The 14174-nt window shown below is 62.8% G+C and carries 14 protein-coding genes and 1 tRNA gene; 5 read left to right on the forward strand and 10 right to left on the reverse strand.

All coding sequences use genetic code 11. From position 1 onward, the window contains the following. Nucleotides 1-181: 181 nt before the first annotated feature. Nucleotides 182-1567 carry a magnesium transporter gene (gene mgtE / locus QZ186_RS09950; RefSeq protein ID WP_296416638.1) on the reverse strand — a complete coding sequence of 462 codons (1386 nt, stop codon included), beginning with the start codon at nt 1565-1567 and terminating at the stop codon, nt 182-184. Nucleotides 1568-1639: 72 nt separating this feature from the next. Between mgtE and QZ186_RS09955 the strand changes: the two genes are divergently transcribed. Next, nucleotides 1640-2107 carry a glutathione peroxidase gene (locus QZ186_RS09955; protein WP_247476539.1) on the forward strand — a complete coding sequence of 156 codons (468 nt, stop codon included), beginning with the start codon at nt 1640-1642 and terminating at the stop codon, nt 2105-2107. Here the strand turns inward: QZ186_RS09955 and QZ186_RS09960 are convergent. The 4 genes from QZ186_RS09960 to gyrB are packed head-to-tail and all read right to left on the reverse strand — an operon-like array spanning nt 2104 to nt 5132. Continuing rightward, the gene (locus tag QZ186_RS09960) at nt 2104-2502 is read right to left on the reverse strand and encodes a CrcB family protein (RefSeq protein WP_296416641.1); all 399 of its coding nucleotides are present in this window, start codon (nt 2500-2502) and stop codon (nt 2104-2106) included. The two genes, QZ186_RS09955 and QZ186_RS09960, sit on opposite strands and share 4 nt — an antisense overlap. Continuing rightward, nucleotides 2492-2854, reverse strand: coding sequence for a CrcB family protein (locus QZ186_RS09965; RefSeq protein WP_296416642.1), 363 nt, complete (start codon nt 2852-2854; stop codon nt 2492-2494). The genes QZ186_RS09960 and QZ186_RS09965 overlap by 11 nt, the downstream gene beginning before the upstream one ends. Before the next feature lie 5 nt (nt 2855-2859). Continuing rightward, nucleotides 2860-3171: an SH3 domain-containing protein gene (locus tag QZ186_RS09970; RefSeq protein WP_296416643.1), complete on the reverse strand. Its 312-nt coding sequence runs from the start codon at nt 3169-3171 to the stop codon at nt 2860-2862. Then, complete coding sequence (gene gyrB, locus QZ186_RS09975; protein ID WP_247476534.1) at nt 3171-5132, reverse strand: DNA topoisomerase (ATP-hydrolyzing) subunit B; 1962 nt, start codon at nt 5130-5132, stop codon at nt 3171-3173. The genes QZ186_RS09970 and gyrB overlap by 1 nt, the downstream gene beginning before the upstream one ends. Nucleotides 5133-5315: 183 nt before the next feature. Here gyrB and miaA point away from each other — a divergent pair, with 183 nt between their 5' ends. Together miaA and infC are read left to right on the forward strand one after the other, a co-directional pair. Beyond that, nucleotides 5316-6230 carry a tRNA (adenosine(37)-N6)-dimethylallyltransferase MiaA gene (gene miaA / locus QZ186_RS09980; RefSeq protein ID WP_296416644.1) on the forward strand — a complete coding sequence of 305 codons (915 nt, stop codon included), beginning with the start codon at nt 5316-5318 and terminating at the stop codon, nt 6228-6230. A 42-nt stretch (nt 6231-6272) separates the two neighbouring features. Next, nucleotides 6273-6914, forward strand: coding sequence for a translation initiation factor IF-3 (infC, locus tag QZ186_RS09985; protein WP_010314200.1), 642 nt, complete (start codon nt 6273-6275; stop codon nt 6912-6914). Here the strand turns inward: infC and QZ186_RS09990 are convergent. Then, complete coding sequence (locus QZ186_RS09990) at nt 6911-7660, reverse strand: dienelactone hydrolase family protein (protein WP_296416645.1); 750 nt, start codon at nt 7658-7660, stop codon at nt 6911-6913. The genes infC and QZ186_RS09990 overlap by 4 nt on opposite strands. A gap of 106 nt (nt 7661-7766) precedes the next feature. On the opposite strand from QZ186_RS09990, the gene QZ186_RS09995 reads away from it, so the two are divergent. Beyond that, the gene (locus QZ186_RS09995; RefSeq protein ID WP_247476531.1) at nt 7767-8756 is read left to right on the forward strand and encodes a GntR family transcriptional regulator; all 990 of its coding nucleotides are present in this window, start codon (nt 7767-7769) and stop codon (nt 8754-8756) included. A 69-nt stretch (nt 8757-8825) separates the two neighbouring features. Here the strand turns inward: QZ186_RS09995 and QZ186_RS10000 are convergent. Further along, nucleotides 8826-8897, reverse strand: a tRNA-Gly gene (locus QZ186_RS10000). Nucleotides 8898-8930: 33 nt separating this feature from the next. Between QZ186_RS10000 and cysE the strand changes: the two genes are divergently transcribed. After that, nucleotides 8931-9731, forward strand: a complete 801-nt coding sequence (gene cysE, locus QZ186_RS10005; protein WP_296416647.1) for a serine O-acetyltransferase — start codon at nt 8931-8933, stop codon at nt 9729-9731. Here the strand turns inward: cysE and secA are convergent, their stop codons facing one another. The 3 genes from secA to QZ186_RS10020 form a co-directional block, all read right to left on the reverse strand. Beyond that, on the reverse strand, nt 9732-12608 hold the full coding sequence (secA, locus tag QZ186_RS10010) for a preprotein translocase subunit SecA (RefSeq protein ID WP_296416648.1): 2877 nt from the start codon (nt 12606-12608) through the stop codon (nt 9732-9734). It abuts the gene before it with no gap. Between the two features lie 29 nt (nt 12609-12637). Beyond that, nucleotides 12638-13744, reverse strand: a complete 1107-nt coding sequence (rfbB, locus tag QZ186_RS10015; RefSeq protein WP_296416650.1) for a dTDP-glucose 4,6-dehydratase — start codon at nt 13742-13744, stop codon at nt 12638-12640. Continuing rightward, nucleotides 13744-14174 (reverse strand): sugar nucleotide-binding protein (locus tag QZ186_RS10020; RefSeq protein ID WP_296416651.1); only part of this gene is annotated, 431 nt, incomplete at its 5' end. The genes rfbB and QZ186_RS10020, both read right to left, overlap by 1 nt.

The raw sequence follows: 14174 nt of genomic DNA on the forward strand, positions 1-14174 counted from the left end.
GGCACACGGCCGATATCCCGCAGATACGAGCGCACCAGGTCCGTTCCACCGGCCAAGGCGGTCTCTCGGTCCGCTGCAGCGGGTCGGCTCGAAGCGATTGCGACGACCACGGCTCGAAACGTGAACTGATGTAAAGCCTACCCTGAAGAAGTGTAAAGCGACTCTCAGGAAGCCAAATCCCTTAGCCAGAGGCCCGAGTCAGCAACCAACTGGCGGTCTGCAGGTAGATGAAGACCCCCGCCACGTCGGTGGCTGTGGCGATAAACGGCGCCGACATGAGAGCCGGATCCAAGCCGAGGCTGTTGAACAACAGCGGCAACGCCGCTCCAGCGGTCGCCGCCAAGGTGGTGATCGCCACCAGGCTGATCCCAGCCGCCGAGGCCACGAGCCAGTTGCCGCCGCTCACATAGGCCGTCCAGGGCACCACCACCAGCACCATCAACAGGCCCAGCAGGGCCCCAGCAATCGCTTCTCGGCCAATGGCCAAGGCAGGGCCCAGGCTTTGGATGCGCTGGGTGCTCAGGCCGCGAATCACCACCGTGGAGCTCTGGGCACCGACATTGCCCCCGGTGCCAATCAAGAGGGGAATGAAGGCCGCCAGGACCACCACCTGCTTGAGCACTCCATCCATCGACGCGATCACCGCAGCGGTGCCGCTGTTGGCGATCAGCAGAACCAACAGCCAAACCACCCGGCGCCGGGCCACGCTGAACAGGTTGCTCTGGAAATAGTCGTCCTCATCGCCGGCCTGCACGGCACCGGCGGCGTAGAGGTCCCGGGTGGCCTCCTGCTGGATCACGTCGATCACGTCATCGACGGTGACGATTCCCACCAGCCGCTCCTCGCGGTCAACAACCGGGACCGCCAAGAAGTCGTAGCGCTGAATCACCCGCGCCACCTCCTCTTGATCGGTGTCGGTTCCGACGCTCACCACCTCACGGGTCATCACGTCGCCCACCCGCTGCTCTGGATCCGCCACCACCAGGTCCCGCAGGGACAAGATCCCGGTGAGGTGACGGGAGGCATCCGTCACGTAGAGGGCATAGATCGTCTCGGTGTCCCGGGCCCGGCGGCGCACGATCGTGAGCGCCTGGGCAACGCTGTGGAACTCCTTGAGGTCAATGAACTCAGTCGTCATCAGACGACCAGCGGTCTCCGGTTCGTAACCCAGGAGCTGGGCCGTCACCCGACGCTCCGCCGGACTGAGCTCCGCCAATAGGCGACGGACCACCTTCGCCGGCAACTCGTCGAACAGATCCACCCGGTCATCGGGGGACATCTCTTCCACCAGCTCCAGGACTTCACTGGAGCGCAAACGCTCCAGCAGGGTCTGCTGAACCGTGGGCTCGAGGTACTCGTAAACCGCGATCGCCTCGTCCTTGGGCAGGAGCCGAAAGGCCAGGGCCTGAAGCGTGCGCGGCAGACCGCCGATCGCTTCGGCGATATCCACCTCTTGGACGGGCTGCAGCAGCAGCTTCACCGCGTCGTAATTCCCTGCCTCCAGAAGCCCTCGCAGCTCCTGGATAAACACCTCTGGATTCATCGCTGCAGTAGACGCCTCACCCATGGCCCCTCAGCTGCAACACGCCGAGTTTATGGGGCAGGGCCGCTAGGGTCCGGCCTCCCCCGGATCAATTCCATGGCCATCAGCGTCAACGATGTTGTGGTGACCAACGGCAGTGGCGAGCAGCAACGCCTCGGCGACCTCAATGGTCAGGTCCTGCTGGCCGTCAACGTCGCCAGCCGTTGCGGTTTCACCCGCCAGTACGCCGGTCTGCAGGCCCTGCAAGAGAGCTATGGCAGCCAGGGGTTCAGCGTGATCGCCTTCCCTTGCAACGACTTCGGCGCCCAAGAGCCTGGGAGCCTTGATGAGATCAAGCAGTTCTGCTCGACCACCTACGGCGTGACCTTCCCCGTCTACGCCAAGGTGGCCATCGGCGAGGCCCCCTTCAGCACCCTCACGCAAGCTGAGCCCGCAGGTGCCGTGGCCTGGAACTTCGAGAAGTTCCTGATCGGCAAGGACGGCACCGTGCTCAAGCGCTTCAAGAGCAACGTCGAGCCCGACTCCGCTGAGCTCAAGGGCGCCATCGAAGCCGCCCTCGCCTAGGCGTTGAAGACGCGGCGGCTGAGCTGAAAACCAGCCGCCGCACACGCCAGCCCCAACAGCAGGCTCACAACGATCAGCAGGAGCCCGAACACGGGCTGACCGGCTTGCAGCAGCTTGACCACATCCAGCATCCAGCTGCTGAAGGTGGTCAGGCAGCCGCAGAAACCAATCCCCAACAGCAGCAACAAGCTGGGGCGCCGGGGCATCGGACCCGCCAAGAAGCCAAGGATCAACGAACCGATCAGGTTCACCAGCAGATCGGAGACGGCACTGCCGCCAAGGACAGGGCCCAAGTGGACGCCGCTCTGCCAGCGCAGCCAGGCACCCGGCACCGCGCCGCAGCCCACCAAGGCCAGCTCCTTCAAGGCAAAGCGGAGTTGACGATCAGCCACCAATCGCCACCCCCGCCAAGACCGCCAGGACTCCGGCCACGACAGAGCCCAGGGCCAACAGCGCCACCTCCTTGCCCAGGCCGGCCCTAAGGCCCTGCAGCAATTCAACGCTGAAGGTGGAGAAGGTGCTGAGGCTGCCCAAAAACCCGGTGGCCAGCAGCAAGCCAAGACGTTGATCCGGGCCGCAACGGCTCACCAACGCAGCCACCAAGCCCAAGGCAAAGCAAGCGATGACATTCACCGTGAATGTCCCCCAGTGCTTTCGGGGAAGCATCGGCTCCAGGTGATTGACCACGCGAAAGCGCAGCCAGGCACCTGGTACGGCTCCGATCGCAACCAACAGGGCGTCGCGCATCTGGCCTAGGCCGCCGCCATCCAGCCACGCCGCGACGCAACCTTGACCTGCAACCAGCGTTCCCCACGCTGATTGCGCCAGGTCCTCAGCACCTCAATCGGAGAATCCACAGGGACCTGGGCCAAGACAGGAGCCTGGCGCTCTGGGGAGGCCTGCAGGCATCCCTTGGTCGTGCTGAAGAAGGGATCACTGGCGCACCGGCGCCGAATCTCAGCCTGCCGGCGCTCACCACCACCAGCCGGCAGGGCCACCGGTGCAAACAGGGCAAAAGCCAAGATGGCGCCCCAACGCAAACTGGCGTAAGGCTGGGCCGCCATCAGATATCCAGCTGGGCCAGATCCAATTCGGCGCTGTGGGTTTCGATGAATTCGCGGCGGGGGGCCACCTTGTCGCCCATCAGGATCGTGAAGATGCGATCGGCTTCGGCGGCGTCTGCGATCTCAACGCGCTTCATCATGCGGGTGGAGGGATCCATGGTGGTTTCCCACAGCTGCTTGGGCATCATTTCGCCCAAACCCTTGAAGCGCTGGATCGTGAAATTCGCCTTCTCGCCGAAGCCTTCGATCGTGGTTTTGAGGTCAGCTTCGTTGTAGCAATAGGTGTGGTTCTTGCCGCGCTCCACCTTGTAGAGCGGCGGACAAGCGATATAGATGTAGCCGCCTTCCACCAGCGACTTCTGGTACCGATAGAAGAAGGTGAGCAGCAGGGTGCGGATGTGAGCGCCATCCACGTCGGCATCGGTCATGATCACGATGCGGTGGTAGCGGAGATTCTTGTCATCAAATTCTTCGCCTTTGATACCTAAACCAAGGGCTGTGATGAGCGCCTGAATCTCCGTGTTCTTGTAGATCTTGGCGTCGTCCGTTTTTTCGATGTTGAGGATCTTTCCCCGCAGCGGAAGAATGGCCTGGAAACGACGATCCCGCCCTTGCTTAGCGGAGCCACCTGCGGAGTCACCCTCAACGATGTAAATCTCGGACTCACCCGGGTCGCGGGACGAGCAATCGGCCAACTTGCCCGGCAGGGTTGAGCTCTCAAGGACGCTCTTCCGGCGCACCAGCTCACGGGCCCGTCGAGCCGCTTCAGCAGCATTGAACGCCTGGATCGCTTTCTCGAGGATCAGGTCAATCACGGAAGGATTGAACTCGAGGTATTCGCCCAGGGCTTCACCGACCAGAGAGTCGACAATGCCGCGCACTTCGGTGTTGCCGAGCTTGGTCTTGGTCTGACCCTCAAACTCCGGCTCGGGAACCTTGACCGACAACACAGCGGTCAAACCCTCCCGGATGTTTTCACCGGCGAGGTTGGAGTCCGATTCCTTCCGCTTGCCTCGCTTTTTGGCAAAGGTATTGAGTGTCCGAGTCAGGACCGTCTTAAGACCCTCAATGTGAGTGCCACCATCAACGGTTCGGATGTTGTTGGCAAAGCCAAAGATGTTATCGGAGTAGGCATCGACGCACCATTGCAGTGCAGCCTCGATTTGTACTCCGTCTTTTTCTGAATTGACGTAGATAATGTCGGGATGCAGAGCGTCCTTCTCCGCATTCATGTAGGCGACGTATTCCTTGATGCCGCCTTCGTAGTGATAAATCTCTTCGTGGGCCTCACCCTCTGCATTGCGCGCAGCAGGACGCTCATCACGAAACACAATCTTGACCCCACCATTGAGGTAGGCCAGCTCCCTCAAACGTGCTGAGAGGGTGTTGTAGTCGAACTCGATCCCAACGGTGAAGATTTCAAGATCCGGCTTGAAACGCACCGTGGTGCCTGTCCGGCTGGCATCCGCTGCGGGCTCAATCGCCAAGGTGCCAATCGGCGCACCCCGCTCAAAGCGTTGCCGGTGTTCCTTGCCTTGGCGATAAACAACAACCTCAACCCACTCAGAGAGGGCGTTCACCACGGACACACCAACGCCGTGGAGACCACCCGAAACCTTGTAGCCGCCAGCTCCAAACTTGCCACCGGCATGCAGCACCGTCAGAACGGTTTCGAGGGCACTCTTGCCAGTTTTCGGGTGGACATCAGTCGGAATGCCCCGACCGTTGTCACTGACGGAACAGCTGCCGTCCTCTTCGATCGCAACCCGGATCTCGTTGCAATGCCCCGCTAGGGCCTCGTCGACGGAGTTGTCGACCACCTCATAAACCAGGTGGTGCAAGCCCCTCGGCCCAGTCGAGCCGATGTACATGCCAGGGCGCTTACGGACCGGCTCCAAGCCCTCCAGGACCTGGATCTGCTCGGCGCCGTAGGCAGCCTGAACTTTCGTGGCTTCGCTCATGGAATCCTGCAGGAGCTGAACCTCTCCCGCAGGAGGCTCGACAAGGGCGAAAAGCCGAGCAAAGACCAGCCTTTGAGGGGCAATCTACCACTGTTGCAATAGAGGCGCTTGCAGGGCTCGCTGAGGGGCAATTTCAGCAAGGGGGGCACCCCTCCATTTGCTGTCAACCGGCAAAGTGCGCTGATGAGTCCCTCCAGCCAGCCCCTCGTCATCGCCTTGATGGGGCCAACGGCCAGCGGCAAAACCGCCCTGGCCATCGAGATCGCCCAGGCCCTGGATCTCGCAGTCCTGTCTGTCGATTCCAGGCAGCTGTACAAGGAGATGACGATCGGCACCGCGAAACCGACTGCCGAGCAGCGAGCCACCGTTCGCCATGAGCTGCTGGACCTGCGGGCGCCTGACGAACCGATCAACCTTCAGGAGTTCCGCCAGGAAGCCGATCGAGCGATCGAAGCGGAACACAAGCGGCGGGGAATTGCTTTCCTTGTGGGCGGGAGCGGCCTGTACATCAAGGCCATCACCCAAGGGATGACTCCGCCAGCGGTCCCTCCGCAACCTCAATTGCGGGCGGACCTAGAGGCGCTGGGCCAAAGCCAGTGCTACGCCCTGCTGCGCCAAGCCGATCCAGACGCCGCTGGGCGGATCATGGCCAATGACGCCGTGCGCACACAGCGCGCCCTTGAGGTGCTCTATGCCACCGGTCGCCCCCTGAGCCAACAGCAGGGCTCCAATCCGCCGCCCTGGCGGGTCCTGGAACTGGGTCTCAACCCCAGCAACCTCAGGCAACGCATTGCCCAGCGCAGTCGGGCGCTGTACACCGATGGCTTGGTTGCAGAGACCCGAGGGCTTCTGGAACGTTATGGGCAGGGCTGCGCCCTGCTGGACACCATTGGCTATGCGGAAGCTGGAGCCCTACTGCGGGGGGAGCTGACCGAAGAGCAAGCCATTGAGCAGACCACCAAGCGCACCCAGCAGTTCGCCAAGCGCCAGAAGACCTGGTTTCGCCGGCAGCATCAACCCCTATGGCTGGATGCACCAGGCCAAGAGGACAATCCCTTGAAGCGGGCCTTGTCGGCGATCGAGCACGTCCTAGGGTGAACGGTGAACAGCAACTGTTTTTCCGTCCTCTCGCCCGTCTGAATGCCACCCCGTCCTCGTTTTGACCGCCGTGCTCCTGTTCGGGAGCTCCCCAACATCAACGACCGCATCAATTACCCCCAGCTCCGGGTGGTCGATGCCGACGGCAGTCAGCTAGGAGTGATCACCAGGGAAGAAGCGCTCGACGTCGCGAAGGACCGTGAGCTGGACCTGGTCCTGGTGAGTGAGAAGGCTGACCCACCGGTCTGCCGGATCATGGACTACGGCAAGTTCAAATTCGAGCAGGAAAAGAAAGCCAAAGAAGCCAAGAAAAAGTCGCACCAGACCGAAGTTAAAGAGGTCAAGATGCGCTACAAGATCGACCAGCACGACTACGACGTGCGGCTCGGTCAGGCCTCTCGCTTCCTCAAAGCAGGTGACAAGGTCAAGTGCACCGTGATCTTCCGCGGACGGGAGATCCAGCACACCGCCCTGGCCGAACAGCTCCTGCGCCGCATGGCCAAGGACCTCGAGGAAAAGGCCGAGATTCAGCAGGAGCCCAAGCGTGAGGGCCGGAACATGATCATGTTCCTCAGCCCGCGCAAAACACCCCTGGCCAAAGAGAAAGAGGCCGAGGCTGCTGCCAGCAAAGCGGTGCGCACGATCGAGACCCCTCGTCAGGCGGCAGCCAAGGCCGAAGGCTAGAGCGCCTCAGCGAAGAGCTCCAGCATCTGATTCCATCCCGAGGCAGCTGCCTCAGGGTGGAAATCTGCTCTGGCCTGGCACATGTATCCGTGACCGGCCCCAGCTGCCACAACCAGTCGGTGGCGACTCCCTTCGGTATCCGCTGAGCGCAGGGCTTGATCAATGGCCTGCAACTCCTCAGCGGGCATCAAGGGATCTTGATCACCGCAGAAGCACCAGAGTCGCCCTGCAACCTCAGGCACGACCGACAGGGTTGTCTTCTCAACCGCACCAGGCTTGAAGGACGAGACCCGAGCTCCATAGAAATCACAGGTGGCTGCGATCGCCGGGTTCGTCGCAGCCAGCATCGCCAGGTGACCGCCAAAGCAAAAGCCCACGCAGCCGAGGCTTAAAGAAGGATGGGACTGCTGGATCCAATCGACAGCGGCTTGGACGTCCGCCAGGAGTTGCTCGGCCGTCACACGGTCACGGTGCTCACGGCCAGCGGCCAAACCTGCCTCGTCGTAGCCCACATCCAAATCGGGAGCAGAGCGCGAGAAGGTGCTCAGGGCTAGGGCTGCGTAACCCTCCTGGGCCAACCGCTCCGCCACGCTGCGCACCCAGCTGTTCACTCCAAACACCTCTGGCAGCACCAAGACCGCCCCGCGAGGCTGCTCAGGCAGAACCCACCAGCCCGGCATGACCGTGGCTGTCACACCCGCTGCTGCTGGAACAGAGATCTGAACCCAGCTGGCCTCAATGGTCATCGCATTCGCGCTCTTGGAAACCGGCACAGGCTTTTATGCCAACAATGCAATTGTCACCGGGAACAAAGGTCCGTAAGGTGGCCCGAACAGCTTGTGCCACTCGGGCGTGCGGTTCCACATTCAGCAGGACAGCGATATCCCGGCCTCGAGCCAGCTGTACAACCAGATTTGCTTTGCGATTGCGGCGCGGCACTTCCCGCCAGGCCATCGACTACCCAGTACGCGCCAACTGGCGATGCAGACCGGCCTGCATCGCAACACCATCAGCAAGGTCTACCGGCAGCTGGAAAACGACGGCGTGGTGGAGGCCATGGCCGGCTCGGGCATCTACGTCCGCGATCAACAGAACCCACGGGAAATCAAGCCACCGCCGGGTCCCCGTGGACGGCACCTTCCTGACATCGACCGCGAGGTCAGGCAGAGCGTGGATGGCCTGCTGAACGCCGGCTGCACCCTGCAGCAGGCCCGGGAGCTCTTGACCCGTGAGATCGACTGGCGGCTGCGCTGCGGCGCCCGGGTGCTGGTGAGCACCCCGCGGGAGGACATCGGCGCCTCAATGCTGATCTCCGAGGAGCTCACCCCCCACCTGGATGCCCCGGTCGAGGTCGTTCCGATGGAGGAACTGGAGGCGGTGCTCGAGAACTCCAGCAACGGCACGGTGGTCACCAGCCGCTACTTCCTGCAGCCCGTGGAGGAGATCGCCAAACGCCATGGTGTGCGGGCCGTACCCGTGGATCTCAATGACTTCCGCCACGAGCTGGACCTGCTGAAGGACCTCCGCGCCGGCAGCTGCGTGGGACTGGTCAGCATCAGCCCTGGCATCCTGCGGGCCGCTGAAGTGATCCTGCACAGCATGCGCGGCAACGAACTGTTGTTGATGACCGCGACCCCCGATGTCAGCAGTCGCCTGCTGGCCCTGCTGCGGGCCTCCAGCCATGTGCTCTGCGACCGCCCCAGCCTCCCGCTGGTCGAGCAGAGCCTGCGCCAGAACCGCTCTCAGCTGATGCGTATGCCGCAGGTGCACTGCGCCCAGAGCTACCTCGGGACGGCAACGATTGACCAGCTGCGCAAAGAGATCGGGCTGCTCTCAAGCTGAACTCGGCTGGAGAGGCAATGAAATTGATTTCGCAACAATGAGCTGAGCAATCAGCCTTGTTGTTTCACAAGCGGATGAAGAGATTCGAACTCTCGACCCTCTCCTTGGCAAGGAGATGCTCTACCACTGAGCTACATCCGCAATCGCCGCGGCTCAACCGCCGGCTTAGAGATCATGCATGACCGAGGGCCCCTCGGTCAAACTCTTGCTCAGCAAGATGGAACGATGCTGAACGCGCTGCGAGCCGACCTGGCGATCATCAAGGAACGGGATCCAGCGGCGCGTGGCACGTTCGAGATCCTGTTCTGCTATCCGGGGCTGCATGCCCTGACCTTGCACCGGATCAGTCACCGGCTCTGGCGGGTCGCGCCCCTGCCTGCTCGGCTGCTGAGCCAGGTCGGACGCTGGCTCACCGGGATCGAAATTCACCCCGGTGCCCGGATTGGCCGTGGGGTCTTCATCGACCACGGCATGGGGGTTGTGATCGGCGAAACGGCAGTCGTCGGCAACAACTGCCTGCTCTATCAGGGGGTGACCCTCGGAGGCACCGGCAAGGCCCATGGGAAACGCCACCCGACCCTGGCGGAGAACGTCGTCATCGGCGCGGGGGCCAAGGTCCTCGGCGCCATTGAAGTCGGTGCCAACACGCGCATCGGCGCTGGTTCAGTGGTGCTGCGTGATGTCGCCCCGGACAGCACCGTGGTCGGCGTTCCTGGACGGGTCGTCCACCAGAGCGGGGTTCGCGTGAACCCCCTGGCCCACTCCGCCCTTCCCGACGCCGAGGCTCGGGTGATTCGCAACCTGATGGAGCGCATCGACGCTCTCGAAACGGAGCTCACCCGCACGCAGGACTGCCTCCGCAACCTGGCAGAGGGCAAACCCCTGGATGAGCCCTGCAGGGCTGCCGCCGCGCAGAACCTCATGGACCGCGAAATTCTGGAGTTCCTGGGGGACAACCCAGGAACCACCAATTAATTAAGCCGAGGTTTCCGCTCCGGAGGGCGCCGGCTGGAACATGAACATCGAATAGATGACGTTGCGGCGCATGCCGGTCATCATCTCGAGGAACATGTCGTAGCCCTCGTTCTTGTACTCAATCAGCGGATCCTTCTGACCAATGGCCCGCAGGCCAACGGACTCCCGCAGGGCATCCATCGCCTGGAGATGTTCACGCCAAAGGGTGTCAATCTGCTGAAGAATGAAGAAGCGCTCGGCCTCACGCATCAGGCCCGGGCGCTGCTGCTCCACCTGACCTTCTTTGATGTCGTAGGCGTTGCGTAGCTGCTCCTGCAGGAAGGCCTTGAGCTCATCAACGGAGAGTCCACTGAGCTGTTCAGGCTTGAGGTCCTCCAGCAAATAGACGAACTCCTGGACCTTGGCCACCAAGCGGCCCAGATCCCACTCCTCGGGCGGAAGATCAGGGTTGACGTAAGCATCAACGATGTCCTGCATCGTGCGCTCGCCGTAACCAACCACCTGCGCCTTGAGCTCCCGTCCCTCGAGCACACGACGGCGCTCGGCATAGACGGCCTTGCGCTGGTTGTTCATCACCTCGTCGTACTCAAAGACCTGCTTACGGATGTCGTAGTAGTAGGTCTCGACCTTTTTCTGAGCCCCTTCAAGCGAACGCGTGAGCATGCCGGATTCGATCGGCATGTCCTCCTCGACGCGGAAGGCATTCATCAGGCCAGCGACCCGGTCGCCGCCAAAGATGCGCAGCAGGTTGTCTTCCAGGGACAGGAAGAAGCGGGTGCTGCCCGGGTCGCCCTGACGACCGGCCCGGCCCCGCAGCTGGTTATCAACCCGTCGGGACTCATGGCGCTCGGTGCCGATGACATGCAAACCACCGGCCTCGCGAACGACCGAATCTTCCGACTTGGTCACCACCTCAAATTCACTGCGAACACGTTTGATCATTTCCCGCAGCTGCAGGATCTGGGCGTCCTCCGTCGGGGCCTTTTCTGCCGCCTGGGCGATGCGGTCTTCCAGCTCCAGAACGCTGAGCTGACGATCCCCCCAAGCCTTGACCAGATCGTGGGCCAAACCGGAGAGGGCCTGATCCGTGCCGTCCGTAAGCGTGCAGGGATAGAGGGTGCCGATCGCCTTGGCTTCCGAGGGGGCCTTGGCTGATTCAGTCGCTGAAGCAGCACCAAAGCCAGGGGCGGCCTCAGGGGCTCGCTGCAGGGGCACCGGAGGCTTATGGCCGTCTTCCGGGCGCACCAATCGAGGCAGGAGCACCTCACGCAGCTTCAGGCGGGCCATGTAGTCGGCGTTGCCGCCGAGGATGATGTCGGTGCCGCGGCCAGCCATGTTCGTGGCGATGGTCACAGCACCAGTGCGGCCGGCCTGGGCCACGATTTCGGCCTCGCGCTCGACGTTCTCCGGCTTGGCGTTCAGCAGGTTGTGGGGAATCTGCTGCTCCGCCAGCAGGGTGCTGAGCAGCTCCGACTTCTCAACGCTGGTGGTGCCCACCAGCACCGGCCGACCCTGCTTGTGCACTTCGGCGGTCTCGAGCGCCACGGCCCGCCACTTCGCCGTTTCGTTTTTGTAGACCTGGTCCGTCCAGTCCTGACGCGCTCGGGTGCGGTTGGTGGGAACGATCGTGACCTCGAGTTTGTAGGTCTTCTCGAATTCCACCTCTTCCGTTTTGGCGGTACCGGTCATGCCGGCCAGGCGGGGGTAAAGCAGAAAGAAGTTCTGGTAGGTGATCGAGGCGAGGGTTTGAGTCTCCGGCTGAATCGGCAGTCCTTCCTTGGCTTCGATCGCTTGGTGCTGACCATCGCTCCAACGGCGCCCAGGCATCACCCGGCCGGTGAACTCATCGACGATCACGGCGTCATCACCGCGGACGATGTAGTTCACGTCCTTGATGAACATCTCCTTGGCCTTGAGGGCGTTGTTGATGTAATGCGCCCAAGGATCCTGGGGATCGAACAGGTCAGCCACACCCAGGAGTTGCTCGGCTTTGGCGTAGCCCTCATCGGTCAAGGTGCAGCTGCGCTGCTTCTCATCGACCTCGTAGTCACCCTCAGGGTCGATGCCGTCCTTACCCATCTCCGCAGCGCGCACCAACTGGGCCGCCACCTCAGACGCCTTCTGGTACTTCTCCTGGGGACGCTCCACCTGACCGGAAATGATCAAGGGTGTGCGCGCCTCATCGATCAGGATCGAATCCACCTCGTCGATGACGCAGTAGTGGAAGTCCCGCTGCACCACCTCGGCGATGTCATTCGCCATGTTGTCGCGCAGGTAGTCGAACCCCAGCTCGGAGTTCGTGGCGTAGGTGATGTCACAGCCGTAGTTCAGGCGCCGGCTGGAGGGATCCATGTCCTGCTGGATCAGACCCACCGACAGCCCCAGGAAGCGGTGGACCTGACCCATCCACTCCGCGTCCCGGCGTGCCAGGTAGTCGTTCACGGTCACCACATGAACGCCGCGGCCCGTTAAGGCGTTGAGGTAGCTGGGCAGCGTGGAGACGAGGGTTTTGCCCTCGCCGGTTTTCATCTCGGCGATCTGGCCGTCGTGCAGGATCATCCCGCCGAGCAGCTGCACATCGAAGTGGCGCATGCCGAGCACGCGCTTGCCGGCTTCGCGGACCACAGCGAAGGCCTGGGGCAACAACTCATCCAGCAGCTTTCGCTCACGCTCGAGGGTGGCTTCGCGGCTGAGGCCCCGCTGAAGGCAATCGTCCTGGAGGCTGCTGAGCTTCTGCCGGAATTCGGACGTCAAGCCGCGCAGCTCGTCGTCGGAGAGGGGGGCGACCTCCTCCTCGAGCAGATTGATGTCGGAGACAATCGGCTGGTAGCGCTTCAGCTTGCGGGCATTGGGGTCACCCAGCAGCAGCTTGAGCATGGAGAGAGCCGATTTGAGCTCCGGGCAGCCTACTGAGAGTGACGGCCCTGCCCAGCTGAGAGGCCCTGGCGCTCTCCCGTCCAACCGGAGCGCTGCCGCATCGCCTGGCACCAGCCCAGGTGATCGAGGTACCAATCCACCGTGGCAGCCAGTCCCTGTTCAAAGGGATGGCGGGGCGTCCAGCCCAGTTCCTGCTCAATGCGGCCGGGATCAATCGCATAACGGCGGTCATGGCCGGGGCGATCCGTCACCGGGGTGATCAGGCGGGAGTGGGGAGCCCCCTGGGGCAAGCGCTGATCAAGCAGGCTGCAGATGGCCTCAACCACCTGCTTATTGGTGCGCTCCCCGTAGCCACCGACGCAGTAGCTGCGGCCGGGCTGGCCCTGGGTGGCCGCCAGCAACAGCGCATCGACGTGGTCCTCCACGTACAACCAATCGCGCACATTCCCGCCGTCGCCATAGAGAGGAATGGGCTCGCCGGCCACGGCCTTGAGGATCACCACCGGGATCAACTTCTCCGGGAACTGCCAGGGGCCGAAGTTGTTAGAACAATTGGTCAGCACCACCGGCAAGCCATAGGTGTGATGCCAGGCGCTCACCAGGTGATCGCTGGCCGCCTTGCTGGCGGAGTAGGGCGAACGGGGGTCATAGGGCGTGGTCTCTGAAAAACGACCCTGCTCACCCAGGGAGCCGAACACCTCATCGGTGCTGATGTGGTGAAAGCGAAAGGCCTGCGCACGATCCGCCGGCAACTGCTCGAAGTGGGCCCGGGCCGCCTGGAGCAGGTTGAAGGTGCCGAGCACGTTGCTGCTGACAAAGACGCCAGGGCCATCGATGGAGCGATCCACGTGGCTCTCAGCAGCCAGGTGCATCACCAAATCGGGATCGGCCTGACGCACGGCAGCGGCGGTGGCCTCAGGGTCACTGAGGTCCACCTGCAACAGCTGATGGCGCTGCGCTGCTGTCTCGCCAAACTGCTCAATACCCGTGAGATCGCTGGCGTAGCCGCACTTATCGAGATTGAAGACCTGGACGCTGGTCTCAGCCAACAGCCGCCGCACCACAGCCCCGCCGATAAACCCGGCCCCACCGGTCACCAGCACGCGCTGGATCGAGCTGGGAAGCGAAACCGTCATCACGCTGGGGTGCTGGCTGGATTGGAGGCTATGCGCAGCAGCACCTGCTCCAGGGCCGCTCGCCAGTGCTGGGGCTGCAGGGACAAGGCCTCGCGCGTCGCCTTGCAGTCGAGCAGCGAGTAGGCAGGGCGCTGGGCAGGGGTGGGGTAGTCAGCGGTCGGTATCGGCTTCACCTGGGCCACCCGGGTGAGCAAGCCGTGCGTCACGCCGAGCTCAGCAATGGCGACGGCGAAGTCGTACCAACTGGCCGCGCCGGCATCGCTCCAATGCAAGATCTGCGGAGCGATTTCCTCGAGTGCAAGCGCCCGCCAACAGGCTTGGGCGAGTCCCAGGGTGGACGTCGGACATCCCACCTGATCGGCCACCACACCCAACTGCTCGCGTTCCGCCAGCAGGCGCAGCATTGTTCTGCAGAAGTTGCTGCCCACCG

It is taken from the genome of Vulcanococcus sp. DEBay_Sum29NL08_54 (genome assembly GCF_017859255.1).
In the GTDB taxonomy this organism is placed as follows: Bacteria; Cyanobacteriota; Cyanobacteriia; order PCC-6307; family Cyanobiaceae; genus Vulcanococcus.

Coding starts and splice junctions, on each gene's coding strand:
- rfbB (WP_296416650.1), bottom strand. CDS start 13,744: ATGACGGTTTCGCTTCCCAGCTCGATCCAGCGCGTGCTGGTGACCGGT.
- QZ186_RS09970 (WP_296416643.1), bottom strand. CDS start 3,171: ATGGCGGCCCAGCCTTACGCCAGTTTGCGTTGGGGCGCCATCTTGGCT.
- QZ186_RS09990 (WP_296416645.1), bottom strand. CDS start 7,660: ATGACCATTGAGGCCAGCTGGGTTCAGATCTCTGTTCCAGCAGCAGCG.
- mgtE (WP_296416638.1), bottom strand. CDS start 1,567: ATGGGTGAGGCGTCTACTGCAGCGATGAATCCAGAGGTGTTTATCCAG.
- miaA (WP_296416644.1), top strand. CDS start 5,316: ATGAGTCCCTCCAGCCAGCCCCTCGTCATCGCCTTGATGGGGCCAACG.
- QZ186_RS09965 (WP_296416642.1), bottom strand. CDS start 2,854: ATGCGCGACGCCCTGTTGGTTGCGATCGGAGCCGTACCAGGTGCCTGG.
- gyrB (WP_247476534.1), bottom strand. CDS start 5,132: ATGAGCGAAGCCACGAAAGTTCAGGCTGCCTACGGCGCCGAGCAGATC.
- cysE (WP_296416647.1), top strand. CDS start 8,931: ATGCATGACCGAGGGCCCCTCGGTCAAACTCTTGCTCAGCAAGATGGA.
- secA (WP_296416648.1), bottom strand. CDS start 12,608: ATGCTCAAGCTGCTGCTGGGTGACCCCAATGCCCGCAAGCTGAAGCGC.
- QZ186_RS09955 (WP_247476539.1), top strand. CDS start 1,640: ATGGCCATCAGCGTCAACGATGTTGTGGTGACCAACGGCAGTGGCGAG.
- infC (WP_010314200.1), top strand. CDS start 6,273: ATGCCACCCCGTCCTCGTTTTGACCGCCGTGCTCCTGTTCGGGAGCTC.